Here is a 26,248-nt window from a genome sequence, read left to right on the forward strand (position 1 = left end):
ATAAACATTAGGCAAGAGTTGCAGTAAGGAAGAACTCAAAACAATATGGCGATGAAACAGATTCTGCTCGCGACACTGCTTGCCACGAGCGTGTCGGCGAATGGTGCCGAAAAATTTGTGGTACAGGATATTCAAATTGATGGCCTGCAAAGGGTCGCTTTGGGTGCGGCGTTGTTGAAAATGCCTGTTCGAGTCGGCGACAGTGTCGATTCGCAAGATGTCGCGAACATCATCAAAGCGCTCTATTCCTCAGGTAACTTTGAGGATGTCAAAGTATTGCGTGATGGCAATACCTTGATGGTGCAGGTTAAAGAGCGCCCGACCATTGCAAGCGTGTCGTTTTCTGGCAACAAAGCGATCAAAGAGGAGCAACTCAAGCAAAACTTGGAAGCTTCGAGCATCCGAGTTGGCGAAGCCTTGGATCGAACGACACTCAGCAATATTGAAAAAGGCTTAGAAGATTTTTACTACAGCGTGGGTAAATACAACGCGACCGTGAAAGCGGTGGTAACCCCATTGCCGCGCAACCGTGCTGACCTTAAGTTTGTCTTTACTGAGGGCGTTTCCGCTAAGATCCAACAGATCAACTTTATCGGTAACCAAGTGTTTAGCGATGAAGAGTTGCTGTCACGTTTTAACCTCAACGTTGATGTCGCATGGTGGAACTTCCTTGCGGATGATAAGTACAAGAAGCAAGTGCTGGCGGGTGATATTGAAGCGCTGCGTACTTACTATCTGGATCGCGGTTATCTGAAGTTTCAGGTTGATAGCACACAAGTGGCCATCTCTCCCGATAAGAAGGGCGTGTACATCACGCTGAACTTGAATGAAGGTGAGCCGTACACGGTAAGCAAAGTGCAGTTCCGTGGTGAGCTGATGGGCAAAGAGGCCGAGTTTACTTCTCTTATCCCATTTGAAATCGGCGAAACCTATAACGGTTCTGCGGTGACTAGACTCGAAGAGAGTGTTAAGAAAGTGCTTGGGGAATCTGGCTACGCCTATCCACAAGTACGCACCATTCCTGAATTTGATGATGAAAAGCAGCAAGTGTCACTGGTGGTTCATGTCGAAGCGGGTAAACGTGTCTATGTCCGTGACATCCGTTTTGTCGGTAACAACAGCACTCGTGATGAAGTCTTGCGCCGTGAAATGCGTCAGATGGAAGGCTCCTGGCTCAACTCAAAAGACATCGAAACCGGTAAGACTCGTCTCAATCGTTTAGGTTTCTTTGAAACGGTAGAAGTGCAAACGGTGCGCGTGCCTGGTAGTGAAGACCAAGTGGATCTTGTTTACAGCGTAAAAGAGGCGAACTCAGGCAACGTCAACTTCGGTGTCGGTTACGGTACTGAATCCGGGGTGAGCTTCCAAGTCGGTCTGCAACAAGACAACTTCTTAGGTTCGGGTAACCGCGTTGGCGTGAATGCCATGATCAACGATTATCAGAAAAACCTGACGTTAGAATATCGCGATCCTTACTGGAACCTCGATGGTGTCAGCTTGGGCGGCAAAGTTTTCTACAACCAGTTTGAAGCTTCTGAAGCGGGCATTGTTGACTATACCAACGAAAGTTACGGAACCAGTTTGACTTGGGGTTTCCCATTTGATGAATTGAACCGATTTGAGTTTGGTATTGGTTACACCCACAACAAGATTGGTAACTTAACGCCTTATCTGCAAGTGGAAAACTTCCTTGCTGCGCAGGCGAGTAACATCGATTCTGGCGGTAACTTGTTGACCGATGACTTCGATATCAACTTATCTTGGACGCGTAATAACCTCAATAACAGCTATTTTCCGACGGCGGGTAACCACCAGCGTGCTTTCTACAAAATGACAGTGCCGGGGTCGGACGCGCAGTACTTTAAGCTGCAATACGATGTTCGTCAGTATTTCCCGTTGACCAAGAAACATGAGTTTACCTTACTGCTGCGTGGCCGTTTAGGTTACGGTAACGGTTATGGTCAAACGGATGGAAAAGATAACTTGTTCCCGTTTTATGAGAACTTCTATGCGGGCGGCTTTACCTCATTACGTGGTTTTGGGTCAAACTCTGCAGGTCCTAAAGCGGTGTACCGTGACTACTCGGGTTCGAACAATGGCTCCGATACTGCCACCGATGATTCGGTAGGGGGTAACGCGATTGCTCTTGCCAGCGTAGAGCTGATTGTACCAACGCCGTTTGCTTCAGAAGAAGCACGCAACCAAATTCGTACCAGTATCTTCTACGATATGGCGAGCGTGTGGGATACCGAGTTCGATTATCGTGGTAAAGCGGATTATGGTAACCAGTACTATTACGATTATTCAGATCCAACCAATTACCGCTCATCTTACGGTGTGGCGTTGCAGTGGGTGTCACCAATGGGACCTTTAGTGTTCTCATTGGCTAAACCGATTAAAAAGTATGAGGGTGATGACGAAGAATTCTTCACCTTCACCATTGGAAGAACCTTCTAGGAGAGGAACATATTTTGAAAAACATGATCAAAGCAGCCAGCCTTGGCCTGATTATTCTTAGCTCATCAATGATGGCGAATGCGGCTGAAGCAGCGCAGAAAATTGGCTACATCAACACTGCGCAAGTGTTCCAAGCGCTGCCGCAACGTGAAGTCGTTTTGCAAAAGATGCAAGAAGAGTTCAAAGACAAAGCGGCTGAGCTGCAAGCTATCCAAGCGGATGCTAAAACCAAGATTGAGAAGCTCAAGCGTGATGGTCAATTGATGGGACAAGATGAAGTAGAGAAACTGCGCATCGAAATCGGTCAATTGGACAGCAAATACAAGATCAAAGCACAAGCGTTAGAGCAAGCGTCTGCTCGTCGTGAAGCCGAAGAGAAGCAAAAACTGTTTAAAGTGATCCAAGATGCAGTGAAGAAAGTGGCTGAGAAAGAAGGCTACGATATCGTGCTAGACACGAGCTCAATGCAATACGGTAAGCCAGAACACAATCTGTCTGAGAAAGTTATTAAAGCCATTAAATAATCGAAAATTATGACCACACTCACTTTAGCCGAATTGGCTACTATCACCGGGGGGGAGTTGTTCGGTGATCCAACAGCACTGGTCAGTGCCGTTGCGCCTATGGATAAGGCACAGCTTGGACATGTGACATTCTTGTCTAATCCTAAATACAGTAAGCACTTAGGTGATTGTAAAGCCACGGTGATCATGGTGAAAACCAGTGAGCGAGAACTCTGTCCGAGTAACGCTCTGGTGGTTGCCGATCCGTATGTTGCATTTGCTAAAGTGGCTCAGGCGCTGGATTCAACTCCTTCTCCTGCACACGGTATTGCACCGAGTGCTGTGATTGCTGAAGATGCAAAGTTAGGTCACAACGTTTCGATTGGGGCAAATGCGGTCATTGAGTCAGGTGTTCAGCTTGGCGATAACGTAGTGATTGGTGCTGGCTGTTTTATCGGTAAACAAGCGCGTTTGGGCGATAACACTAAGCTTTGGGCCAATGTAACGATTTACCACAAAGTGGAAATCGGCTCAGATTGTTTGATTCAATCTGGAACCGTGATTGGTGCTGATGGCTTTGGCTATGCGAATGAGCGTGGCGAGTGGATTAAAATTCCTCAGCTTGGCTCTGTGCGTATTGGTGATCGCGTTGAGATTGGTGCTTGCACCACCATCGACCGCGGCGCGCTGGATGATACGGTGATTGAAGATAACGTGATCATCGATAATCAGCTGCAAATCGCTCACAACGTGCACATCGGATATGGTAGTGCGCTGGCGGGTGGTACAGTAATCGCCGGCAGTACACGCATTGGCAAGTACTGTATTATTGGTGGCGCTAGCGTGATTAACGGACATATCGAAATTGCCGATGGGGTGACCATCACTGGCATGGGTATGGTGATGCGCAGTATTGAGGAGAAGGGGATGTACTCTTCGGGTATTCCTCTGCAAACCAATAAAGAGTGGCGTAAAACGGCCGCTCGCGTACACCGTATTGACGATATGCATAAGCGACTGAAAGCTTTAGAAAAGTTGCTTGAGCAATCCGACACGGTACAGCCCGATAACTCTCAAGCTGAATAAGCTGGTTTCAAAGGCTCGCACATTGCGAGTCTTTTCGCTGTTGGGTATTCCCTTATTTTTCTATTTACAAACAGGATGATGACTTTGACTACTGATAAGAAAACGATGAATATCACTGAAATTCAATCGCTTCTGCCTCACCGCTATCCATTTTTACTGATTGATCGCGTGACCGACTATGAAGAAGGTAAGTACCTGATTGGTTTGAAAAATGTTTCAGTGAATGAGCCTCAGTTTACGGGTCACTTTCCACAACTGCCGGTTTTCCCCGGTGTATTGATTTTAGAAGCCATGGCTCAAGCCACTGGTCTGTTGGCGTTCAAAACCTTTGGTGCGCCAAAAGAGAATGAACTGTACTATTTTGCCAGCATTGATGAAGCTAAGTTCCGTAAGCCAGTGACACCGGGCGATCAACTGATGATTGAAGTTGAATTCCTTAAAGAGCGTCGTGGTATCGCGCTGTTTAACGGCGTGGCCAAAGTCGATGGTGATGTGGTCTGTTCTGCTCAACTGAAATGCGCACGTCGAGAGTTTTAAGATGATTCACGAAACTGCACAAATTCACCCAACTTCCGTCGTGGAAGAGGGCGCTATCATTGGTGCCAACGTTAAGATTGGTCCTTTCTGTTTTGTCGATAGCAAAGTCGAGATCGGTGAAGGTACTGAGCTGCTATCGCACGTTGTGGTCAAGGGGCCAACTAAAATCGGTCGCTTCAACCGGATTTTCCAGTTTGCTTCAATTGGTGAAGCGTGTCAGGACCTGAAATACGCTGGTGAAGATACGCAGCTCATCATTGGTGATCGCAATACGATTCGCGAAAGCGTCACCATGCACCGCGGTACAGTGCAAGATAAAGGCATCACTATCGTGGGTAGCGACAACCTATTTATGATCAACGCCCACGTTGCGCATGACTGTGTGATTGGCGATCGCTGTATTTTTGCCAACAACGCGACCTTAGCGGGTCACGTAAAAGTGGGCAACCAAGCGATTGTGGGTGGCATGTCCGCCATTCACCAGTTCTGCCATATTGGCGATCACTGTATGCTGGGTGGCGGCTCTATTGTGGTGCAAGATGTGCCACCGTACGTGATGGCGCAAGGTAACCACTGTGCACCGTTTGGTATTAACGTGGAAGGCTTAAAACGCCGTGGCTTTGATAAAGCAGAAATTCATGCGATTCGCCGTGCCTACAAATCCTTGTACCGCAATGGTTTGACCCTTGAAGCAGCCAAGGCTGAGATTGCCCAAGAAGCTGAGCAATACCCTAGTGTGAAACTGTTCCTCGATTTCCTTGAGAAATCTGAGCGTGGCATTATTCGCTAATTTGTTTAGTGAGTGAGCTAACCAAACTATTTAAAGATCGCTGCTGATTCAGCGATCTTTTGCATTTCTGTACTCTGGCGAGTGTCAAAACAGGGGAGATACCACCCAAGTGGCGAAGGCTTGAGTATCCATCAGCGCATGATGAACTGCGGAGGAAACCGTGAATAGACCATTACGGATTGGCATAGTTGTTGGGGAGCTCTCTGGCGACACCTTAGGCGAAGGCTTTATCAAAGCGATACGTGCTCGTTACCCAGATGCTGAGTTTGTCGGCATCGGTGGGCCGAAAATGAACGCACTTGGCTGTCAATCTCTGTTTGATATGGAAGAGTTGGCCGTGATGGGTTTAGTGGAAGTGCTTGGCCGCTTGCCGCGCCTGCTGAAAGTCAAAGCCGAGCTGGTTAAGTATTTCACTGCCAATCCGCCGGATGTTTTCGTGGGTATCGATGCGCCGGATTTTAATTTACGCCTTGAGCTGAGCCTTAAACAAGCGGGGATCAAAACCGTACATTACGTCAGTCCATCAGTGTGGGCGTGGCGACAAAACCGCATTCATGGCATTGCCGCGGCGACGCATTTAGTGTTGGCCTTCCTTCCATTTGAGAAAGCGTTTTACGACAAATTCAATGTGCCTTGTGAGTTTATCGGTCATACCTTGGCGGATTCGATCCCGTTAGCGTCCGATAAGTTAGCCGCTCGCCAACTGCTTGGTCTGGATGAGCAGCGCCGCTGGTTAGCCGTTTTGCCGGGCAGCCGTGGCAGTGAAATGAAGATGCTCGCGGAGCCCTTTATCGCCACCTGTCAAAAACTGCAGGCGCGCTATCCAGATCTTGGCTTTGTGGTGGCCTTGGTGAATGCTAAACGTCGTGCGCAGTTTGAACAGGCTTGGCAACAAGTCGCTCCTGAGCTGAATTTTGTGCTGGTGGATGATACCGCGCGCAATGTGATTACTGCAGCCGATGCGGTGATGCTTGCCTCCGGCACGGTGGCCTTGGAGTGCATGCTGCTTAAACGCCCTATGGTGGTCGGTTATCGCGTGAATGCCTTTACGGCCTTTTTGGCCAAACGTCTGCTGAAAACGCCGTATGTCTCTTTGCCGAATATCTTGGCGGGAGAGGAACTGGTGAAAGAGCTGCTGCAAGATCATTGCACCGTCGACAACCTTTACCATGAAGTGAGCCGTTTACTCGAAAGCGACAACCAAGCCTTGATGGACAAATTTACCGAAATGCATCAATGGATCCGTAAAGATGCGGATCAGCAAGCGGCGCAAGCTGTGCTGCATTTGATTCAGAAATAACATTAACCAGATTGAGAAGATACCATGGCGAAGAAACCAAGCATTGAGCTGCCTCCCTTTGAGATTCCTGCAGGTTATGCCTTGATTGCTGGAGTGGATGAAGTCGGGCGCGGCCCACTGGTGGGGGATGTCGTCACGGCAGCAGTGATCCTTGACCCTAATCGGCCGATTATGGGCTTGAATGATTCCAAAAAGCTCAGTGAGAAAAAACGCTTAGCCCTGTTTCCTGAGATTCAGGTAAAAGCCTTAGCTTGGGCGGTGGGGCGCTGTTCGCCGCAAGAAATTGATGAGCTGAACATCTTCCAAGCCACCATGGTCGCAATGCAGCGCGCCGTCGCAGGGTTGCGCATTCAGCCTGATTTGGTATTGATTGATGGCAATAAAATTCCCAAGCTCCCAATGGAGGCGCAAGCCGTGGTTAAAGGCGATCTGCGTGTCGCGCAAATCAGTGCCGCTTCGATTATTGCCAAAGTGATCCGCGACCAAGAGATGGAAGCGTTGGATAAACAATATCCTCAGTTTGGTTTCGCCAAGCACAAAGGTTACCCAACCGCCGCGCATTTTGCTGCCATTGAGCAGCATGGAGTGATTGAGCAGCACCGTAAAAGTTTTGGCCCAGTAAAACGTGCTCTTGGTATAGAATAGAGCGCAATTGCGTTTCCTAAGATTTGGATACTCCTTGCATGTCAGACCCAAAGTTCATCCACTTACGTATACACAGTGATTTCTCTATGGTGGATGGTTTGTCCAAAGTCCCGCCATTGGTGAAAAAAGTGGCGGCAATGGGCATGCCCGCAATGGCCTTGACCGATTTCACCAACCTGTGTGGCTTGGTGAAGTTTTACAGCACCGCGCATAACTGCGGGGTTAAGCCAATCATTGGCGCCGACTTTACTTTGCAATCGGAAGAGTTCGGTGATGAGCTGACCAAACTGACCTTGCTTGCTAAAAACAATGTCGGTTACAAAAACCTCACCTTATTGATTTCTAAAGCCTATTTACGCGGCCATGTCCAGCATCAACCTGTGATTGATAAAGCGTGGTTGGTCGAGCATGCCGAAGGGCTGATTGTGCTCTCGGGAGGCAAAAGTGGCGAAGTGGGGCGCGCATTACTCAAAGGCAACCAACAACAAGTAGAAAGATGCATTGAGTTTTACCAAACTCACTTTGCCGATCATTTCTATCTAGAGCTTATCCGCACTGGCCGTGCTGATGAAGAGAGCTACTTACATTTTGCGCTGGATGTGGCAGAGCAGTACGACTTGCCCGTCGTGGCAACCAACGAAGTGGTGTTCATCACTGAAGAGTCGTTTGAAGCCCACGAAATCCGAGTCGCGATTCACGATGGTTATACGCTGGAAGATCCACGCCGTCCGAAAAATTACAGTCCGAAGCAGTATCTGCGCAGCGAAGCGGAGATGTGTGAGCTGTTTGCAGACATTCCAGAAGCGTTAGCCAACAGTGTCGAGATTGCCAAACGTTGTAACGTGACCGTACGTTTGGGCGAATATTTCCTACCTAACTTCCCAACGGGCGGGATGGCGATTGAAGATTTTCTGGTGATGAAATCTCGCGAAGGGTTGGAAGAGCGACTCGAATTTCTTTTCCCAGATCCAGAAGTTCGTGCCAAGCGTCGCCCTGAATATGATGAGCGTTTGCAAGTTGAGCTCGATGTGATTAACCAGATGGGCTTTCCCGGATACTTCTTGATCGTGATGGAGTTTATCCAGTGGTCAAAAGATAACGATATTCCAGTCGGTCCGGGACGGGGCTCGGGGGCGGGCTCATTGGTAGCGTATGCACTGAAAATCACCGACCTTGATCCGCTGGAATACGATCTGCTGTTCGAGCGTTTCTTGAATCCAGAGCGGGTCTCCATGCCCGACTTCGACGTCGATTTCTGTATGGATAAGCGTGATCAAGTAATTGATCACGTAGCGGAAATGTATGGTCGTGATGCGGTATCACAAATCATCACTTTCGGTACCATGGCGGCGAAAGCGGTTATTCGCGATGTGGGGCGTGTACTTGGTCATCCGTTCGGTTTTGTCGATCGCATTTCCAAATTAGTGCCACCCGATCCGGGTATGACGCTCGAGAAAGCCTTTATCGCCGAGCCTGCACTGCAAGAGCTGTATGACGCGGATGAGGAAGTCAAAGAGCTGATCGACAAGTGTCGAATTCTGGAAGGCTGTACCCGTAACGCTGGTAAACACGCTGGGGGCGTGGTGATTTCGCCCACTGCCATCACTGACTTTGCGCCGATTTACTGTGATGCGGAAGGCAACTTCCCGGTTACTCAGTTCGATAAGAACGATGTGGAAACTGCCGGTCTGGTCAAATTTGACTTCTTGGGGCTGCGTACCCTTACCATTATTGACTGGGCTTTGGGCTTAGTGAACCCGCGTTTGAAAAAGGCGGGCAAACCCCCCGTGCGGATTGAAGCGATCCCGCTCGACGATGCGCGCTCTTTCCGTAACCTGCAAGATGCCAAAACCACCGCGGTATTCCAGCTCGAATCGCGCGGTATGAAAGAGCTGATTAAGCGACTGCAACCCGACTGTTTTGAAGACATCATCGCTCTGGTGGCGCTGTTTCGTCCGGGGCCGTTGCAATCCGGCATGGTGGATAACTTTATCGACCGTAAGCATGGCCGAGAAGCCATCTCTTATCCGGATGAAAAGTGGCAACATGAATCGCTCAAAGAGATCCTAGAACCGACCTACGGCATCATCCTCTATCAGGAGCAGGTGATGCAGATCGCGCAGGTACTGTCGGGTTACACCTTGGGTGGGGCAGACATGCTGCGCCGTGCAATGGGTAAGAAAAAGCCAGAAGAAATGGCTAAGCAGCGCGCTGTGTTCCAAGAAGGGGCGGAGAAAAATGGCGTCGATGGTGAGTTGGCGATGAAAATCTTCGATCTGGTGGAAAAATTCGCCGGATACGGATTTAACAAATCGCACTCTGCCGCTTATGCGCTGGTTTCCTACCAAACCTTATGGTTGAAAACCCACTATCCAGCCGAGTTTATGGCGGCGGTAATGACCGCGGATATGGACAACACGGAAAAAGTGGTTGGCCTAGTGGATGAGTGTAAAAACATGGGATTGACCGTGTTGCCACCGGACATTAACTCGGGTCTTTATCGCTTTAACGTCGATGACAACGGCGCGATTGTTTATGGTATTGGCGCAATTAAAGGGGTGGGTGAAGGTCCGATTGAAGCGATTTTGGAAGCGCGCAACAAAGGGGGATATTTCAAAGATCTGTTTGATTTCTGCGCGCGGATTGATCTGAAAAAGGTCAACAAACGGGTAATTGAAAAACTGATCTTGGCTGGCGCCCTGGATAGATTAGGCCCGCATCGCGCAGCCATGATGGCCTCAGTGGATGATGCGGTGCGTGCAGCAAGCCAACATCACCAAGCGGAAGCGTTTGGACAAGCGGATATGTTCGGTGTGCTCACGGATGCGCCAGAAGAAGTCGAGCAGAAATACACGCAAGTGCCAGAATGGCCAGAAAAAGTGCGTTTGGAAGGGGAGCGCGAGACGCTTGGGCTCTATCTCACCGGCCATCCGGTGGATGAATACCTGAAAGAGCTCACCAAATACACCAGTTGCCGTTTGAATGAAGCCGCACCAACCCGGCGTGATCAATCCTTAACCGTTGCCGGATTGGTGATTGCAGCGCGGGTGATGACCACCAAACGTGGCACGCGAATTGGTTTAATGACTTTAGATGACCGCTCGGGCCGTATGGAAGTGATGCTTTACTCGGAAGCACTCGATCGGTATGCAGAATGGTTAGAAAAAGATAAAATTCTGGTGGTTTCCGGACAGGTCAGCTTTGATGACTTCAATGGCGGACTTAAAATGTCGGCGCGCGAGGTCATGGACTTGGGCAGCGCGCGTGAAAAATTTGCCCGCGGTTTATCGATCTCGATTTTACAGTCGCAGATTGATCAACAATTTTTTGAGCGTTTTAGTCACATACTGGAACCTCACCGCGCAGGAACCGTACCTGTCAATGTATACTACCAGCGCCCTGATGCGCGAGCGCGCCTGACGTTAGGCACAGAGTGGCGAGTTACGCCAAGCGATACATTGTTAGACGAATTAAAGCAGCTACTTGGTCATGATCAGGTAGAACTCGAATTTAACTAAAATTCAGCCAGTGCGCACTGAGGGTGGCATGGCTGAGTCACAAAGGATCGATAGATGAGCCTCAATTTTCTTGATTTTGAAAAACCGATTGTCGAACTGGAAACGAAAATTCAGGCGCTGCGTGATGTGTCTCGTCACAGCACAAGCGCATCCGTAGATCTGGATAAAGAGCTAGAACAGCTTGAGAAGAAGAGCCTTGAGCTGAAAAAGAAGATTTTCAGTGACTTAGGTGCATGGCAAGTCGCGCAATTGGCGCGTCATCCGCAACGTCCTTATACGCTGGATTATCTCAAACACATCTTTACTGAGTTTGATGAACTGGCGGGCGATCGCGCCTATGCCGATGACAAGGCGATCGTGGGCGGTATTGCACGCCTTGAAGGTCGTTCGGTCATGGTGATTGGTCACCAAAAAGGTCGTGAAACCCGTGAAAAGGTCAAACGTAACTTTGGTATGCCAAAGCCTGAAGGCTACCGCAAAGCGCTGCGTTTGATGGAAATGGCTGAGCGTTTCAATATGCCTATCATCACTTTCATTGATACCGCGGGCGCATACCCAGGTGTGGGTGCTGAAGAGCGCGGTCAGTCGGAAGCGATCGCCAAAAACCTTAAAGTGATGTCAGGCCTGAAGGTGCCAGTCATCTGTAACGTGGTGGGCGAAGGTGGCTCTGGTGGTGCGTTGGCGATTGGTGTCGGTGACTATGTGAACATGCTGCAATACTCAACCTACTCAGTGATTTCACCAGAAGGTTGTGCGTCGATTCTGTGGCGTGATTCTGATAAAGCGCCACAAGCGGCAGAAGCGATGGGTCTGATTGCTCCACGTTTGAAAGAGCTGGAGTTGATTGACGAAATCATTGAAGAGCCACTGGGCGGTGCGCATCGTGATCACAAACAGACTGCAGAGAATGTAAAAGCCACGCTACTGCGTCAGTTGGCCGATCTGGATGCACTGGATCACGAAAACTTGCTGGAGCGCCGCTATCAACGTTTGATGAACTACGGTTACTGTTGATTGCGGTTACTGTTGATTATTTCATCGCGCAGTGGCGGTGGAATATCCACATATAGAAAGGGTTGGCTTAGGTCAGCCCTTTGGCTTTTCTGGGCTCAAGGGGTAAACTTGAGCCACTTTTCTCAACTCTCTGTGGTTTATGGACGATCTCTATCTCCACTTTGTGCAGCAATTAGCTCGCTATCCTTTTCGCAAAATCCTTCTCGCACTGAGCGGCGGCGTGGATTCGCAAGTTCTGCTTGCCCTTCTGGCGCGTGGACGCGATGAGTTTGGTTGGGATGTGACCGCGGTTCATGTTCATCATGGGTTGAGCCCGAATGCCGATCAGTGGGCGCAGCATTGCCAGCGCTGTTGCCGTGAAGTCGGCATGGCCTGTCAAATCGAATATGTACAGCTGGATGTGGCAAGTGGTGAAAGTATTGAGAAACTGGCGCGAGAGGCGCGTTATCGAGTCCTTGCTCCGCATGTGAATGCGCAGACACTGTTGTTACTTGGGCAGCATGCTGACGATCAACTGGAAACTTTTTTACTCGCATTAAAGCGCGGCAGTGGCCCAAAAGGGCTGGCCGCAATGGCTGCTTATGCCCCGTTTGCCGAGGGACATTTGCTCCGCCCTCTATTAACCGTCTCACGTCAACACATTGAAGCCTATGCCAAGCAGCACAAACTCACTTGGGTTATCGATGAAAGTAATGCAGATATCCGCTACGAGCGCAATTTTCTACGCCATCAGGTGACACCTGTACTTACCGAGCGCTGGCCGAGCATTCGCCAAGCTGTGCAACGTAGTGCTGAGCTGTGTGCAGAACAAGAAGCGCTGCTGCAAGAGTTTTTAGCTGAAGCATTAAAAAAGGCGATCACTGCTGAGGGCGGATTGTCGATCGCCGTTCTGGCTGAGGGCAGTGAGGGAATGCGTCGACAACTGATCCGAGCTTGGTTTGCGCACCATAGGCTACCGATGCCCAGTCGTCAGCACACGGAGCGTATTTGGTGTGAGGTGGCGCTGGCGAGTGAGGACGCCAATCCAAAATTAAAGTTGAACCATATTGAGGTGCGCCGTTTTCAGCACTGTCTGTACCTCGTGCCACCAGAAAAAGATCTTTCAGGCTGGCGCAGTGCATTAGTGCCTGAACAACGTTTGCCGTTGCCGCAAGGTCTAGGTCATCTTCAGTTGACCAGCAAGGCAGGTGGAAATATCAAGCTGCCCGATGACCCCAGCCAATTATGGGTTAGCTTTGAGCCGCAAGGGCTAGAGGCTTGTCCTGTTGGGCGGGTGGGTTCGCGCAAACTCAAAAAACTGTTTCAAGAATATGGTGTGCCGAGTTGGCGGCGGCGGCAAACACCCATCCTCATGTACCAAAATAGAGTGGTCTGTGTCGCGGATTTATTCGTAGATCGTGATTGGAGTGGGCAAGATTGTGAGTTGGTTTGGTTCAAATCTCATGATTCTGTGCCAAAATAAATTCATAACCACACATAATCTATAGGGATAATTACATGGGGAAAGCAATGAACAAAATGGTTATAGCCCTCGCTTTGGGTGGCTGCGCTATGTCTGGTGCCGCTTTGGCGGGGGATGTGGCTGCAGGGCAAGCGAAAGCCGCGGTTTGCGCAGCGTGTCACGGCATGGATGGGATTGCCGTTATTCCCGGCTACCCAAATCTTAAAGGGCAGAGTGAGCAATACTTGATTAGCTCCGTTAAAGCTTACAAAAATAAAGAGCGCACAGGTGGCTTGGCTGCAGTGATGCAAGCGCAAGCCATGATGCTCAGTGATGAAGATATTGCTAATCTGGCTGCTTATTACGCCAGCTTGAAGTGATCATTATCCGCTTCGTACTTAAAGCGGCAGCGGTGTTGGCTAGGTTCGTTCATCTCTATCACATAGTGTGCCTATGCTCATGGAGATGAACCCACCTACTGCCTACCTGCAGTGCCAAGTCGTTCGGGAATAACTTCTATTATGCTTTGTTTGGCACCTATCAATGAATACGTGCCCACACCTAAGGTCCGCGAGTGTTATCTGCGGACTTTTTGCCTTTTTCAGCCTTCACTCTTTTTATCTGTGCATTGTTGTGGCACAGCATACAAATCTCACATTCATTTCACTTTTGATTGCAACCAATTCCAATGATTTATGCTCTCAATGCATGGGAATGATCCCGATCGTCATTATGAACTGTCGTAGAGGAGCGGCCATGAGATTTGAACGAAATGATTTAAGTGGATTTTTAGGGAAGAGTTTTATCTATAACTATGATCAGGGTTGGCGTTATGAGCTGTATGTGAAAAATGCGACCACCATAGATTATCGAGTCCATTCTGGGATTGTTGGTGGGCGATGGGTGAAAGATCAAACCGTGCATATCTCGCGAGTTGGGGCGGCCATTTATCGGGTTTCTTGGGCTGAGCCAACTGGAACCAGCGTCGCTCTCACCTTAAACTTAGAGGATTATGTCGTGCATGGTGCCATTTACTTTCCTCGCTGGATTGTTGATGAGCCTGAAAAAATTGCTTGCTATCAAAATGACCATCTCCCTCTTATGGAAGCGTACCGTGATGCCGGGCCTATCTATCCAACCCATGTGATCGATAGCTTTGCGACCTTGATTTATATGCGTGATTGCGGACTCAATAATGAACAAGTGATTAACTGCCCCCCCAGTGAGCTTGCTGAGGATTATCCTTTCTGTTTAGCCGATAAAAACTTACTGCCAGCCTAAGTGTGGTCATGGCGTAAGCTGATGAAGATGGCTTTGGGAGCACGGAAAAGTCTATAGTGGCTTGAGTAACAAAAGGAAAAATTACTCAAGCACTTTGGTTGATTGTTGGTTATGGCTGACAGATAATGCCGAGCACTGACAGTCGTTTAAGGGATGAACATGAAAAAAATCGAAGCCATCATCAAGCCGTTTAAACTCGACGATGTCCGCGAGGCGTTGGCCGAAGTCGGCATCACAGGTATGACAGTGTCTGAAGTCAAAGGATTTGGCCGTCAGAAAGGACACACTGAACTGTACCGCGGTGCTGAGTATATGGTCGATTTCCTGCCTAAAGTGAAGCTAGAAATTGTGGTCACCGATGATGTGGCGGATCGCTGTGTCGACACCATCATTGAAACGGCTCAAACCGGTAAGATTGGCGATGGTAAAATCTTCATCACCAACGTTGAGCGTGTGGTACGTATTCGTACCGGTGAAGAGGATGAAGATGCAATTTAAGCATCCGTCCCTATGATTACTTAATAATAAGGAGCTAAGGCTCCTTATTTTGTTTGAGGGTAACTGAATGAAAAAACGTTACTGGATGGCTCCATTGTTGATAGCGGCGGCGGGACTGGCCGCTTTCTGGTCTATCTTCACGATTCCGACTCAACCTGAATTAGTCACTATAGGACGCAATCAGCAAGGCGAACCGCTGTTGTGCTATCAACATCCGCAGTCTGAAGTTTTGGATCTTGATGGAGAGCTCAATCTGCTCGTTTGGAATATCTATAAACAAAATCGTGCCAATTGGTCAACGCAGCTCACCGAATTGAGTCGTGACCAGCAATTACTCTTGCTGCAAGAGGCCAATATGACGCCTGCGTTTAAAGAGTGGATTCATCAATTAGGGTGGGATGGCACCCAAGCTCGAGCTTTTGAAGCATTTGGAGAGACGGCTGGAGTAATTAATCTCGCTAAAGTGATGCCAACCATGGCTTGTGCTTATACTCAGCTTGAACCGTGGTTGAGGCTGCCTAAATCGGCGATCTACGCACGATATCGTTTAAGTGATGGGCAAGAGTTAGTCGTAGTCAATCTGCACGCAGTCAACTTCACTTATGGCACCCAAGAGTATCAACAGCAGTTGATCGCACTACTGGATGAGCTACGTGATTTTACTGGCCCTGTGATTGTGGCGGGCGATTTTAACAGTTGGAGCGAGGCGCGTATGGCGCTGCTAAGTACTCAGCTTGCCTCCGTAGGATTACAAGAAGTGCGCTTTTCGCCAGATAACCGCACGACGTTTATCAATGGCTTGCCATTAGATCATGTCTTCTATCGTGGATTGCAGCTTGAAAAAGCAGAAGCGCCCATATCGGACGCTTCTGATCATAATCCTCTGTTGGTTCGCTTTCGCTTACTCAACTAGCCTATTCAGCGCAGTGTTATGCGCTGAATTTGGTCACATCCACATACAGTTTCAGTTGCTGACCCGCCTTGAGATATTGAGTGCTGTTTAAATCATTCCACTTAACGATGTCAGCAGTTTTCACTTTAAACTTATTGGCAATACCACTCAGTGTATCGCCAGAGCGCACTTTGTAAGTTACCGTGCGGATCACGCCACTCGTTGGTTTACTGTCTTTCCAGATCACCAATTTCTGACCTTTACGCAGCGCATCTTTCGGTGCCATGCCATTCCATTTCGCCAGAGATTGGTAAGGCACGTTATACTGCTTGGCGATGGTCCAGAGGCTTTCCCCTGAGTTGACGGTGTGCGTCAACTGATACTGTCCACGTGGCACGGATTGGGTCTTGGCTAAGCGATTGCTCACGCTCAGTGCATACGCTTTCTCATCTTTCACCGAGGTTGGTACGAACAGATAGCTACCCACACGAATTTGGTTGCTGGCAATCTGGTTGGCTTCTTTGATCACTTTAGCCGTGGTGTTGTACTTATCGGCAATGGTGCTGAGAGTATCACCCGATTTCACCTTATAGCGAACCACCTTAATCCCTTTGCCGCGGTTCTCTTCCATGGCTAGATTAAAACGTTCAACTTTTTCAACGGGGATCAGCAGTTGATGTGGGCCATTTGGAGCCGTTGCCCATTGGTTATAGGCAGGGTTAAAGCTTTGCAGCTCTTTAACCGTTAGACCTGCATATCGAGCGGCAATCGCAAGATCCAACTGCTCTTTCGGGTCAACGGTGGCTAACACTGGGCGGTTTTCGATTGCTGGGATGGAGATACCGTATTTTTCCTGATTGGCAATCACATCGGCTAGTGCAATCAGTTTAGGGACATAACCGCTGGTCTCTTTAGGCAGATCCAGCGAGAAGAAATCGATAGGTTTACCCGCTTTTTTATTGGCTTTAATGGCGCGGGCCACGCGCCCTTCACCACTGTTGTAAGCGGCGATGGCGTGATACCAGTCACCATCGAAGTGTTGGTTCAAGACAGTAAGATAATCCAGCGCAGCGTCTGTGGCGGCGGCGACATCTCGTCGGCCGTCATACCAGAAATTTTGTTTGAGACCATAACGCTTGCCGGTAGACGAAATAAACTGCCATAAGCCTGCAGCACTGCCGTGGGAATAGGCAAAAGGATCGAACGAGCTTTCGACAATCGGTAACAGCACCAATTCTAGCGGCAGGCCGCGTTGCTCGACTTTTTCAGTGATCAGATAGAGGAAAGGTTCAGCACGACTGGCAATCGCTTGTAAGTGACCTGGGTTTTTGAGAAACCATTCGCGTTGTGCATCAACACTTGGGTCTTTGGGGATGCCGAGCTTGAACTGCATAGCAATGCGTTGCCATACATCGTCTTGTTCTTGTGGTGTCAGCGCGACGCGCTCTTCTTCTACACTCTCCGTTTCGCCAGCAGGCAGAGTTGCAGTCGTTTGCGGCTTACGCTTTTTTTTCACGGTAGCAGATTGAGTGGGCGGGTTTACCGCTTGGTCATCTGATGTGGTCGTATCCACAGGTTGGGGGGATTGACAGCCAACGAGCAGCAACGCCAATACCCAACTGAATTTAACTCGCATGTAACACAGCCCTTATTCTTCATGGCTGCTGATAATACTTGCCACTTTGTCTTGGTGACAAGCGACAAAAGTCAAAATTCATTCTTCCATTCACGTAATGCAGTAAATATTGTGAGCGGATCCAGCGTTGACACTTGGCTAGCCACTGAGCGAATAACACTCGGCTCTTGCGTGCGTAAAAAAGGATTGACCCATTTTTCACGCCCCAATGTGGTGGGGAGCGTTGGCTGATTTTGCGCGCGTAAACGACTCACTTCATCACGATAAATATGCAGTTGTTCGTTTTCGGGCTCTACCGCTAATGCAAAAGCCACATTGGCGGCAGTGTATTCGTGTGCGCTGTAAACTTGAGTCTCTTCAGGTAGGCTGAGCAACTTATTCAAGGAAGAAAACATCTGCTCCATCGTGCCTTCAAATACTCGCCCGCAGCCTGCAGAAAACAGCACATCGCCGCAAAACAGCTTGCCATCACCAACGTAACCGATATGCCCTAAGGTGTGTCCCGGCAGACCGAGAACCATAAAGCGTTCATCAAACAGTTCGATTTGGTCGCCATCTTCCACCGGATGAGTGAGAGTTGGGATGGGCTCTTGTGCTGGGCCTACCACATGGATTTCGGGGAACTGATGCACAAGCTCAGCAACGCCGCCAATATGGTCGTGATGGTGATGGGTGATCAGCACGGCTTTTAAGTTTAAGTCATGCTGTTTAAGGTAAGCGAGGACAGGCTCAGCACTGCCCGGGTCGACCACAGCACAGTCGCGATCGCGATTTTGAATCAGCCAGATGTAATTGTCGTCAAATGCAGGTATGCTTTTGATCTGTAACATGAGTTGTCTCCGGTTACCTTGATGAAGCGGGTGAGCAATGAAACCAGCACGCAGTGATAAAGCGCTTGAAAATCCACACTCATGGGCTCAATTGAAAAATGGCCAATGGGTGAGTGAATCTATTCAGACCCGTTTAGATGAATGGTGCCCAAAACTTTTTGGTTACCATATGTTAAAGCTCGGCGGTCTGAGCTGTGAGCTTGCCAGTTGTACCTGCAATATTCAACACCAAGTACACCTCGATATTGAAAATCCGTTGCATACGGTGATTGCCGATAAATATGAGCTGCCGTTTTTGGAGAAGAGTATTGATGTGGCGATTTTGGCGCATCAACTCGACTACAGTAACGATCCTCACCGTTTATTACGGGAAGTGGATCGAGTCTTGATTGATGATGGTTATCTGATCATCACCGGTTTTAACCCAATCAGTTTTATTGGCTTAGCCAGCCTGATGCCTTGGCGCAAAAACAACTTACCTTGGAGTGGGCGAATGTTTACCCCGAATCGGATTAAAGATTGGCTAAGCGTACTCAATTACCAAGTGGTTGCTTGCGATCAGTACGCCTTGTTTCCGATGCAAAAATACCGACCTTTCTGGACTTGGTTGGAAAACGGCCTCGGTGGCTCAAATTCGCCCTTTGGTAGCCTGTACTTTATTGTTGCGCGCAAACGTACTTGCCCACTCAAGCCGATTCGTTCTAAATGGCGTTTGAAGCGAAGATTATCGCCGATTGGGGTCAACTATCGAGTTAATAGTAAGTCGCAGTCGTGACGCTCTTTTGAACTCTCATTCTGAGCCTCTGTGGTTCAAAACGAGTGCCTTTTTGCTGATTGAGCTTCTGTTATTGGGGTTCAGGTTGATAGCCGATATCGTCTTCGGTGGGATTTTCTGCCGCTTGGCGGGCAAGTTCATCACACATTTCGTTTTCACGGTGTCCCGCGTGGCCTTTAACCCAGCGCCATTCGACTTGGTGGCGAGCGGTTTCTTTGTCAAGGGCTTGCCATAAGTCGGCATTTTTCACGGGTTTTTTGTCGGCAGTTTTCCAACCACGCAGCTTCCAGTTGTGGATCCACTGGGTGATCCCTTGGCGAACATACTGACTATCGGTCGTCAGGATCACGCGACAGGGTTCTTTAAGTGCCTGCAGAGCCATGACGGCGGCCAGCATTTCCATTCGGTTGTTGGTGGTGAGGCGATAACCGCGAGCAAGGGTCTTCTCGACTTGTTTATAACGCATCACGATGCCATAACCGCCGGGACCTGGGTTGCCGAGGCAAGAACCATCCGTGAAAATTTCCACCTGTTTGTTCATGATTTGATACTATTGGGTCACGCAAAGAATTGGCATAGTCTGACATAGATATCCTGATGAATACTAGCAACAATGCAGAATACCAACGCATCGTGGTGCTCGATACCGAAACCACGGGTATGAACCGCGAAGGCGGCCCCCATTACGAGGGACATCGAATTATTGAGATCGGTGCAGTTGAAATTATCAACCGTAAACTCACCGGACGGCATTTTCACGTCTACTTAAAACCAGATCGCGATATTCAATTAGAGGCGATTGAAGTTCACGGTATTACCGATGAGTTTCTAAAAGATAAGCCCGAGTACAAAGATGTCCATGAGGAGTTTGTAGACTTCATCAAAGGGGCCGAGCTGGTTGCCCACAATGCACCGTTTGACGTCGGCTTTATGGATTACGAGTTTGCTAAACTCGGTGGTGCGATCGGTAAAACCAGCGATTTTTGCAAAGTGACCGATACTTTGGCGATGGCCAAGCGGATTTTCCCCGGTAAACGCAATAACTTGGATATCTTGTGTGAGCGTTACGGCATTGATAACTCACACCGAACCCTGCACGGCGCTTTGCTCGATGCGGAGATTCTAGCCGACGTTTATCTATTGATGACCGGTGGGCAGACTTCACTGCAATTTTCATCGGTCACGCAAAATAGTGGGGAATTGAGCGCAGAATCGTTAAAACGTGCTCGTTCAGAGCGAAAAGCGTTAAAGGTTTTAGCGGCTAGCGCCGATGAACTACAAGCACATCAAGATCGTTTGGACATAGTGGCCAAAAGTGGCACTTGCCTATGGCGTAGTTAGGAGAAGTTATGTTGAGGATTCTCGCGGCGATAGTGGGATGTTTGATCAGTTTGAGTAGTCTAGCGGCACAACAATCTAGCATGTCGCTGCTCGATAACCGTTTTCGCGTTGATCCGACCATAACCCAAATCACCTTTGTGATTTACCGCGAAAAAGATTCTCAACCAGTCGTGTTAGTTCGCCCTGATGGCAGTAAGTATTATCAGTGGCGTAATCCTGAAAATGTGCGCTGGTATCAAGAATCCTCGATGGACATCATCTCGATTGAGAATCCTATGCCGGGGCCTTGGCAGGCAATCGGTAAAGTCACACCGAAAAACAACATCAAACTTATCTCCAATCTACAACTCACGACCGACGTCTTTCCGAGCCGAGTGTTTCAAGGGGAAGAATTTAAATTTACCGCACGCTTAACGTCGGACGGTAAACCTTTGCTATTGCGCGATTTTTTAGATCGAGTCAACCTCAAAGTGACCTTCACCAAGTTTGTTGAAAATGAAGATTCTCTCGCTAAGGAAGCACGACCCATCCCCGAAGTGCTCGGAGAATTTGCCGATGATGGTACTTTGCTTGATGAAAAGCCCGGCGATGGCGTGTTCACGGTGGCTTTAAAAATGGCGATTGAACCGGGCAAATACCGTGTACGAATTACCTCAGGAAATGGCGTTTTTCTGCGTGCGCAAGAGCAAGAGGTGTTAGTTTACCCAACGCCGATTTCGACCACTTTCATTCAATCGCGCTTAACGGGCGCACCGCATCAGGTGCTGTTTACGGGAGAGCAGGGGATGATTGAGCCCGGTTCATTAGTGGCTCATATTCGTCATCGCCACCCTTATCAAGATGATTACATCGCGCAGGCGCAATCAGGCAAAGAATCCTTGACCGCTAAGTTGACCATTCCCTATGACGGTCAGTTTGGTAACTACTCTTGGGATGGAAAAGTGTGGGCGACCGAACTTGCTTCACAACGTGAACTCTATTTCCCGATTGGCGATCAAACCTACAGTGTGGTCGATGAGCTTAATATTGCCGAAGTGCGTCGAATTCAGGAAGAAGAGGAAGCTTTACGCCTGAAACAAGAGCAAGAGCTGTTGATCATTCAGATGCGCGAAGAGCAGCGTAGCCGCAACATGATGTACATCATAGTAGGTAATATCGTGGTACTGATCTTGGCATTAGCCGTTTGGTTTGTACTGCGTAAGATCAAAATGAAAAAAGCTGCTGTACCGGAAATGCAGCTAAATATGCCGCCTAAGAAGGGGAAGTAAAGGCGTTGAATTTGCCTTTGACCTTTTGAGGTTTGTTGTTCAAGCGGATTTGAATGAAGGCTCACTTGAGTTTATGAAACATAAGAAAAGGGAGACGTTGTCTCCCTTTTGGCTATTGAAGTGGTGAATACTGCTCAATGTGGAACTTAAGCCACTTCAGCTTTACGTTGTGTGCGCTTTTTTGCGGCCAGCTCTTGTGGGGCAAAGTCATCGACATTGATGGTGTAGAGACGATGCGCTTCCGCTTCGCTCAGCAGTGCCGCTTCCTGAATGGTCAGCACTTTGGCTTCTAAGCCCAGCTTGGCGACTTCATCCAACCCCATAAATGGGCGGCGTTGACCAAGCGCTTTGCACGCTTTTTCAAACAGCGGCTCAGCTTGTAAAATCACATTCAACGCTTGTTCTATCTTACCCGCAGGATTGTTATCACTCGGTGTTAAGTATTGGTGACGACCAATTCTTGAACGTGTTTCACTCGGGGTTTGCAAGATCTGCGCGAGCTTGCTATCGAGCTTGTCACTTGGCGCTTTACGCACACGGCCGAAAGGCATCATGAGTACACGTAATGCGCGGCCAATAATCCGATTTGGGAAGTTAGCCAAGAACTCATCAATGGCGATTTCAGTTTGGCGCAAACTATCTTGTAAGCCCCAATGGACCAGTGGTAAATCTTCGGCTGGACGGCCATCGTTTTCAAAACGTTTTAAGGTCGCTGAGCTTAAGTAAAGCTGGCTCAGAATATCCCCTAAACGGGCAGAGAGACGCTCTCTACGTTTGAGTGAACCGCCCAATACTGCCATGGAGATATCCGCAAGCAGGGCCAAGTTAGCACTGTAACGATTAAGCTGTTGGTAGTAGCGCTTGGTCGCATCACGGGTTGGTGCTTGTGAACCATAACCATCAGTCAAACCAAGCCATAGGCTGCGCACTAAGTTGCTGAGCACAAAGCCAACGTGTCCTGCTAGGGCACTATCAAATTTTTCTACCGCATCAGAATTTGGGCTATAAGCCGCTTCCATTTCTCTGAGTACATAAGGATGGCAGCGAATCGCACCTTGACCAAAGATGATCATCGAGCGGGTAAGAATGTTCGCGCCTTCTACGGTAACGGCAATTGGAGCACCTTGATACCCGCGAGCGAGGAAGTTAGCGGGGCCTAAACAGATGCCTTTACCGCCGACAATGTCCATCGCATCAATAATTGAGCGTTGTCCGCGGTGGGTACAGTGATATTTTACGATCGCAGAAATTACCGAAGGCTTTTCACCGAGATCGATACCCGCGACAGTCAGGTTGCTTGCTGCATCCATCACATAAGCGTTACCGGCTAGGCGCGCTAATGGCTCTTCAATTCCTTCCATCTGACCGATAGGTTGTTTGAACTGGCGGCGAATACGCGCATAAGCACCTGTAGCGAGTGCCGCAGTTTTAATGCCGCCGGTTGAGTTGGAAGGTAGGGTAATACCGCGTCCCACCGAAAGACATTCCACCAACATGCGCCAGCCTTGGCCTGCCATTTTTGGACCACCGATGATGAAATCCAGCGGCACAAACAGATCTTTGGCACGGGTTGGACCGTTTTGGAAAGGCACGTTGAGTGGGAAGTGGCGATGGCCGATCTCCACGCCTTTAAGATGCGTTGGGATCAAGGCACAGGTAATGCCGAGCTCTTCTTTATCACCGAGCAGTCCTTCAGGGTCGCGCAGTTTAAAGGCAAGCCCCAGCACAGTCGCCACCGGTGCGAGAGTGATGTAGCGCTTGTTCCACGTCAGGCGCATACCTAGAACTTCTTTGCCTTCCCATTGTCCTTTACAAACTACACCGAAATCAGGGATAGAACCTGCGTCTGAACCGGCTTCTGGGCTGGTTAAAGCAAAACAGGGGATCTCTTTGCCTTCCGCTAAGCGAGGTAAGTAATAGTTTTTCTGCTCTTCGGTACCGTAATGTTGCAGCAGCTCACCGGGGCCTAAAGAGTTAGGTACGCCTACGGTTGAGGAGAGAACACCAGAAACACCGGTCAGTTTTTGCAGCACCAAAGATTGTGCATAAGCTGAAAATTCTAAGCCGCCATACTGTTTTTTGATGATCATGGCGAAGAATTTCTTCTCTTTGAGGAAAGTCCACACTTCTGGCGGTAAATCTGCCAGTTCATGGGTGACTTGGTAGTCGCTAACCATGGCACACACTTCATTGACTGGGCCATCCAGGAAGGCTTGTTCTTCAGCAGACAGCTTCGGAGCTTGGATATTGTGCAGCTTTTTCCAGTCCGGCTTGCCTTTAAACAGTTCGGCTTCCCACCAAACTGTTCCGGCCTCGAGGGCTTCTTTCTCGGTCTGTGACATCGCGGGCAGTACTTTTTTAAACACTGCTAATGCTTTACCACTGATCAACGATTGGCGAACGGATGGCAGACAGAGCACGACGACGGCCGCCAAATAGAGCGCCCAACCGAAAAAGCCAACAGGCCCAAACAGTGAAAGCGCTAGCATGGTGAAAGTCAGTGCTGCTAATGAGGTAAATAGGGATGTTCTTTGATACAGGCATGCGCCGAGTATCAAGAGCATGATTAAGGTAGAGAGCAAGATTTCCATACTGTTTTATCCTTTTTCAGACTCGCGTTTTCTATCAGTAGATACGAAAATCGCGACTCTAAGTTTAGTGGTCTAACCAGTTAAAGTGTAACCAAAATATTAATGAAATGTAAAACGGCATTTTGTCCGAAAGTGATCACGCTAGAGTAATCTCTCTACTCTTGCCGCTTCTTGAATGAGTGGATTTGCTAACGAGGAGTAAATCTTGCTTTTTGACTATCGACAGCTTCGCTTGTTTGGGTAAACTCAGGTGGATACTGAATTGAAGTGCCAAGCGCGCGGGTTCGGATAACTAATAATCAATAGAGAGATACCTCATGTACCAGGATTTAATTAGAAGTGAACTGACCGAAGCGGCAGACGTTTTGCAGAAATTTTTGAGTGATGACCACAACATCGCACAAATTGAAGCGGCGGCTAAGCTGATTGCTGATTCGTTCAAGCAAGGTGGGAAAGTGCTTTCTTGCGGTAATGGTGGTTCGCATTGTGATGCCATGCACTTTGCTGAAGAGTTGACTGGGCGTTACCGTGAAAACCGCCCTGGTTATCCTGGTATTGCGATTTCTGATCCAAGCCATCTGTCTTGTGTGAGTAACGATTTTGGCTATGACTATGTTTTCTCTCGTTATGTGGAAGCGGTCGGAGCGAAAGGCGATGTTCTGTTTGGTCTGTCTACCTCTGGTAATTCAGGTAATATCCTAAAAGCCATTGAGGCGGCGAAAGCAAAAGGCATGAAAACCATCGCGTTAACCGGCAAAGATGGCGGCAAAATGGCGGGTTTAGCCGATGTTGAAATTCGTGTGCCACATTTTGGTTACGCGGATCGTATCCAAGAAGTGCACATTAAGATCATCCACATCATCATTCAGTTGATTGAAAAGGAAATGGCGTAACCCTACGCTCAAGAGCCCGGTATTAACCGGGCTACTGGTTTAAGTAAGGAGTGGTTTAAACCATGTGTGAATTGCTCGGCATGAGCGCCAATGTACCAACCGATATCTGTTTTAGTTTCACTGGCTTGATGCAACGTGGCGGGAAAACGGGTCCGCATCGTGATGGGTGGGGAATCGCGTTTTACGAAGGCAAAGGCTTTCGCACCTTCAAAGATCCTAATCCCAGCAGTCAGTCCAAAATTGCCGAGTTAGTTCAGCAGTATCCGATCAAAAGTCGTGCGGTGATCAGCCACATTCGTCAGGCCAATCGCGGTGGGGTGAATCTGGAAAACACTCATCCGTTTACCCGCGAGTTGTGGGGGCAGTACTGGACGTTTGCCCACAATGGGCAATTGACGGGATATCAAAATCTAGTCACTGGACGCCATCGACCAGTCGGTGAAACGGACAGCGAACTGGCGTTCTGTTGGTTGCTGAATCAAATGGAACAGTGTTACCCCGAAGGTCCACAAGATTGGCCTGAGATGCTGCGCTATGTTGCGCAGTGTTGTGATGAGCTTAGAGCTCTCGGTGTCTTTAATATGCTGCTGTCTAATGGCGAATATGTGATGGCGTATTGCACCAATCATTTGTATTGGATTACTCGCCGAGCCCCATTTGGCTGCGCGGCACTGCTCGATGAAGATGTCGAGATCAATTTCCAAGAAGAAACCACGCCGAATGATGTGGTGTCAGTGATTGCGACTCAACCGTTAACCGGTAATGAAACTTGGCAGCGTATGAAGCCGGGGCAATTCGCATTTTTCCATTTTGGAGAGCGGATAGAAGACAATGCACATGTGTTGATGGATGTGGGTTTTGCACCGAATCGACCCGGATGTCAGGCACCAAGCCAACCTCTCGACTAAGCGATATACCTTTCCTACTTGAAGCTGCAGCGGTGTTGGCTATG

23 protein-coding genes are annotated in these 26,248 nt (G+C 48.8%); 19 read left to right on the forward strand and 4 right to left on the reverse strand.

Translation table 11 applies throughout. From position 1 onward, the window contains the following. The first annotated feature begins 45 nt into the window (after positions 1–45). From bamA to T411_RS0104720, 14 genes are all read left to right on the forward strand, one after another. The gene (gene bamA / locus T411_RS0104655; protein ID WP_001240970.1) at positions 46–2,457 is read left to right on the forward strand and encodes an outer membrane protein assembly factor BamA; all 2,412 of its coding nucleotides are present in this window, start codon (positions 46–48) and stop codon (positions 2,455–2,457) included. A gap of 14 nt (positions 2,458–2,471) precedes the next feature. Next, positions 2,472–2,981: an OmpH family outer membrane protein gene (locus tag T411_RS0104660; protein WP_000794125.1), complete on the forward strand. Its 510-nt coding sequence runs from the start codon at positions 2,472–2,474 to the stop codon at positions 2,979–2,981. 9 nt (positions 2,982–2,990) lie between these two features. After that, complete coding sequence (lpxD, locus tag T411_RS0104665; RefSeq protein ID WP_000210023.1) at positions 2,991–4,046, forward strand: UDP-3-O-(3-hydroxymyristoyl)glucosamine N-acyltransferase; 1,056 nt, start codon at positions 2,991–2,993, stop codon at positions 4,044–4,046. 105 nt (positions 4,047–4,151) lie between these two features. Further along, positions 4,152–4,583 (forward strand): 3-hydroxyacyl-ACP dehydratase FabZ, encoded by a 432-nt coding sequence (gene fabZ / locus T411_RS0104670; RefSeq protein ID WP_001027757.1) that lies wholly within the window; start codon positions 4,152–4,154, stop codon positions 4,581–4,583. Position 4,584: 1 nt separating this feature from the next. Further along, entirely contained in the window at positions 4,585–5,373 is a 789-nt protein-coding gene (lpxA, locus tag T411_RS0104675) for an acyl-ACP--UDP-N-acetylglucosamine O-acyltransferase (RefSeq protein ID WP_000581103.1), read from the forward strand. 160 nt (positions 5,374–5,533) lie between these two features. Next, positions 5,534–6,673, forward strand: coding sequence for a lipid-A-disaccharide synthase (gene lpxB, locus T411_RS0104680; RefSeq protein WP_001081509.1), 1,140 nt, complete (start codon positions 5,534–5,536; stop codon positions 6,671–6,673). Positions 6,674–6,697: 24 nt separating this feature from the next. Beyond that, positions 6,698–7,318 carry a ribonuclease HII gene (gene rnhB / locus T411_RS0104685; protein ID WP_001085485.1) on the forward strand — a complete coding sequence of 207 codons (621 nt, stop codon included), beginning with the start codon at positions 6,698–6,700 and terminating at the stop codon, positions 7,316–7,318. Positions 7,319–7,356: 38 nt separating this feature from the next. Continuing rightward, positions 7,357–10,836, forward strand: a complete 3,480-nt coding sequence (dnaE, locus tag T411_RS0104690) for a DNA polymerase III subunit alpha (protein WP_001909664.1) — start codon at positions 7,357–7,359, stop codon at positions 10,834–10,836. Between the two features lie 54 nt (positions 10,837–10,890). Then, a complete protein-coding gene (accA, locus tag T411_RS0104695) occupies positions 10,891–11,850 on the forward strand; it encodes an acetyl-CoA carboxylase carboxyl transferase subunit alpha (RefSeq protein WP_000055726.1) in 960 nt (319 codons plus the stop codon). A gap of 139 nt (positions 11,851–11,989) precedes the next feature. Next, positions 11,990–13,312: a tRNA lysidine(34) synthetase TilS gene (gene tilS, locus T411_RS0104700; protein WP_000342512.1), complete on the forward strand. Its 1,323-nt coding sequence runs from the start codon at positions 11,990–11,992 to the stop codon at positions 13,310–13,312. A gap of 35 nt (positions 13,313–13,347) precedes the next feature. Further along, positions 13,348–13,671, forward strand: coding sequence for a c-type cytochrome (locus tag T411_RS0104705; protein ID WP_000513613.1), 324 nt, complete (start codon positions 13,348–13,350; stop codon positions 13,669–13,671). A 376-nt stretch (positions 13,672–14,047) separates the two neighbouring features. Then, positions 14,048–14,572, forward strand: a complete 525-nt coding sequence (locus tag T411_RS0104710) for a phenolic acid decarboxylase (RefSeq protein ID WP_001210057.1) — start codon at positions 14,048–14,050, stop codon at positions 14,570–14,572. 159 nt (positions 14,573–14,731) lie between these two features. Then, a complete protein-coding gene (glnB, locus tag T411_RS0104715; RefSeq protein ID WP_000717795.1) occupies positions 14,732–15,070 on the forward strand; it encodes a nitrogen regulatory protein P-II in 339 nt (112 codons plus the stop codon). A 67-nt stretch (positions 15,071–15,137) separates the two neighbouring features. Beyond that, positions 15,138–15,983 carry an endonuclease/exonuclease/phosphatase family protein gene (locus tag T411_RS0104720; RefSeq protein WP_000747834.1) on the forward strand — a complete coding sequence of 282 codons (846 nt, stop codon included), beginning with the start codon at positions 15,138–15,140 and terminating at the stop codon, positions 15,981–15,983. A 16-nt stretch (positions 15,984–15,999) separates the two neighbouring features. Here T411_RS0104720 and T411_RS0104725 read toward each other — a convergent pair whose 3' ends face one another. Both T411_RS0104725 and gloB read right to left on the reverse strand, forming a co-directional pair. Continuing rightward, positions 16,000–17,598 (reverse strand): LysM peptidoglycan-binding domain-containing protein, encoded by a 1,599-nt coding sequence (locus T411_RS0104725; RefSeq protein ID WP_001264066.1) that lies wholly within the window; start codon positions 17,596–17,598, stop codon positions 16,000–16,002. Positions 17,599–17,669: 71 nt separating this feature from the next. Then, complete coding sequence (gene gloB / locus T411_RS0104730) at positions 17,670–18,428, reverse strand: hydroxyacylglutathione hydrolase (protein ID WP_000939287.1); 759 nt, start codon at positions 18,426–18,428, stop codon at positions 17,670–17,672. Positions 18,429–18,465: 37 nt separating this feature from the next. Here gloB and T411_RS0104735 point away from each other — a divergent pair, with 37 nt between their 5' ends. Further along, positions 18,466–19,203: a class I SAM-dependent methyltransferase gene (locus T411_RS0104735; protein ID WP_000801254.1), complete on the forward strand. Its 738-nt coding sequence runs from the start codon at positions 18,466–18,468 to the stop codon at positions 19,201–19,203. Between the two features lie 70 nt (positions 19,204–19,273). Here T411_RS0104735 and rnhA read toward each other — a convergent pair whose 3' ends face one another. Beyond that, entirely contained in the window at positions 19,274–19,744 is a 471-nt protein-coding gene (gene rnhA, locus T411_RS0104740; protein WP_001041874.1) for a ribonuclease HI, read from the reverse strand. A gap of 56 nt (positions 19,745–19,800) precedes the next feature. Between rnhA and dnaQ the strand changes: the two genes are divergently transcribed. Together dnaQ and T411_RS0104750 are read left to right on the forward strand one after the other, a co-directional pair. Continuing rightward, the gene (gene dnaQ / locus T411_RS0104745) at positions 19,801–20,544 is read left to right on the forward strand and encodes a DNA polymerase III subunit epsilon (RefSeq protein WP_001098051.1); all 744 of its coding nucleotides are present in this window, start codon (positions 19,801–19,803) and stop codon (positions 20,542–20,544) included. An 8-nt stretch (positions 20,545–20,552) separates the two neighbouring features. Then, positions 20,553–21,812, forward strand: a complete 1,260-nt coding sequence (locus T411_RS0104750; RefSeq protein WP_000944348.1) for a TIGR03503 family protein — start codon at positions 20,553–20,555, stop codon at positions 21,810–21,812. A gap of 146 nt (positions 21,813–21,958) precedes the next feature. Here T411_RS0104750 and fadE read toward each other — a convergent pair whose 3' ends face one another. Next, a complete protein-coding gene (gene fadE / locus T411_RS0104755) occupies positions 21,959–24,403 on the reverse strand; it encodes an acyl-CoA dehydrogenase FadE (RefSeq protein ID WP_000404355.1) in 2,445 nt (814 codons plus the stop codon). A gap of 317 nt (positions 24,404–24,720) precedes the next feature. On the opposite strand from fadE, the gene lpcA reads away from it, so the two are divergent. Further along, positions 24,721–25,296, forward strand: coding sequence for a D-sedoheptulose 7-phosphate isomerase (gene lpcA, locus T411_RS0104760; protein WP_000284054.1), 576 nt, complete (start codon positions 24,721–24,723; stop codon positions 25,294–25,296). Between the two features lie 62 nt (positions 25,297–25,358). After that, positions 25,359–26,204, forward strand: coding sequence for a class II glutamine amidotransferase (locus T411_RS0104765; RefSeq protein ID WP_000333364.1), 846 nt, complete (start codon positions 25,359–25,361; stop codon positions 26,202–26,204). Positions 26,205–26,248: the final 44 nt, after the last annotated feature.

It is taken from the genome of Vibrio cholerae ATCC 14035 (assembly GCF_000621645.1).
In the GTDB taxonomy this organism is placed as follows: domain Bacteria; phylum Pseudomonadota; class Gammaproteobacteria; order Enterobacterales; family Vibrionaceae; genus Vibrio; species Vibrio cholerae.

What these genes read in the sequence shown, in the direction of transcription:
- T411_RS0104720 (WP_000747834.1), top strand. Translation starts at nt 15,138, where the DNA reads ATGAAAAAACGTTACTGGATGGCTCCATTGTTGATAGCGGCGGCGGGA.
- rnhB (WP_001085485.1), top strand. Translation starts at nt 6,698, where the DNA reads ATGGCGAAGAAACCAAGCATTGAGCTGCCTCCCTTTGAGATTCCTGCA.
- T411_RS0104705 (WP_000513613.1), top strand. Translation starts at nt 13,348, where the DNA reads ATGGGGAAAGCAATGAACAAAATGGTTATAGCCCTCGCTTTGGGTGGC.
- T411_RS0104710 (WP_001210057.1), top strand. Translation starts at nt 14,048, where the DNA reads ATGAGATTTGAACGAAATGATTTAAGTGGATTTTTAGGGAAGAGTTTT.
- T411_RS0104735 (WP_000801254.1), top strand. Translation starts at nt 18,466, where the DNA reads ATGAAACCAGCACGCAGTGATAAAGCGCTTGAAAATCCACACTCATGG.
- T411_RS0104725 (WP_001264066.1), bottom strand. Translation starts at nt 17,598, where the DNA reads ATGCGAGTTAAATTCAGTTGGGTATTGGCGTTGCTGCTCGTTGGCTGT.
- tilS (WP_000342512.1), top strand. Translation starts at nt 11,990, where the DNA reads ATGGACGATCTCTATCTCCACTTTGTGCAGCAATTAGCTCGCTATCCT.
- accA (WP_000055726.1), top strand. Translation starts at nt 10,891, where the DNA reads ATGAGCCTCAATTTTCTTGATTTTGAAAAACCGATTGTCGAACTGGAA.
- lpxA (WP_000581103.1), top strand. Translation starts at nt 4,585, where the DNA reads ATGATTCACGAAACTGCACAAATTCACCCAACTTCCGTCGTGGAAGAG.
- bamA (WP_001240970.1), top strand. Translation starts at nt 46, where the DNA reads ATGGCGATGAAACAGATTCTGCTCGCGACACTGCTTGCCACGAGCGTG.
- T411_RS0104750 (WP_000944348.1), top strand. Translation starts at nt 20,553, where the DNA reads ATGTTGAGGATTCTCGCGGCGATAGTGGGATGTTTGATCAGTTTGAGT.
- rnhA (WP_001041874.1), bottom strand. Translation starts at nt 19,744, where the DNA reads ATGAACAAACAGGTGGAAATTTTCACGGATGGTTCTTGCCTCGGCAAC.
- lpxD (WP_000210023.1), top strand. Translation starts at nt 2,991, where the DNA reads ATGACCACACTCACTTTAGCCGAATTGGCTACTATCACCGGGGGGGAG.
- glnB (WP_000717795.1), top strand. Translation starts at nt 14,732, where the DNA reads ATGAAAAAAATCGAAGCCATCATCAAGCCGTTTAAACTCGACGATGTC.
- fabZ (WP_001027757.1), top strand. Translation starts at nt 4,152, where the DNA reads ATGAATATCACTGAAATTCAATCGCTTCTGCCTCACCGCTATCCATTT.
- T411_RS0104765 (WP_000333364.1), top strand. Translation starts at nt 25,359, where the DNA reads ATGTGTGAATTGCTCGGCATGAGCGCCAATGTACCAACCGATATCTGT.
- fadE (WP_000404355.1), bottom strand. Translation starts at nt 24,403, where the DNA reads ATGGAAATCTTGCTCTCTACCTTAATCATGCTCTTGATACTCGGCGCA.
- lpcA (WP_000284054.1), top strand. Translation starts at nt 24,721, where the DNA reads ATGTACCAGGATTTAATTAGAAGTGAACTGACCGAAGCGGCAGACGTT.
- dnaQ (WP_001098051.1), top strand. Translation starts at nt 19,801, where the DNA reads ATGAATACTAGCAACAATGCAGAATACCAACGCATCGTGGTGCTCGAT.
- gloB (WP_000939287.1), bottom strand. Translation starts at nt 18,428, where the DNA reads ATGTTACAGATCAAAAGCATACCTGCATTTGACGACAATTACATCTGG.
- dnaE (WP_001909664.1), top strand. Translation starts at nt 7,357, where the DNA reads ATGTCAGACCCAAAGTTCATCCACTTACGTATACACAGTGATTTCTCT.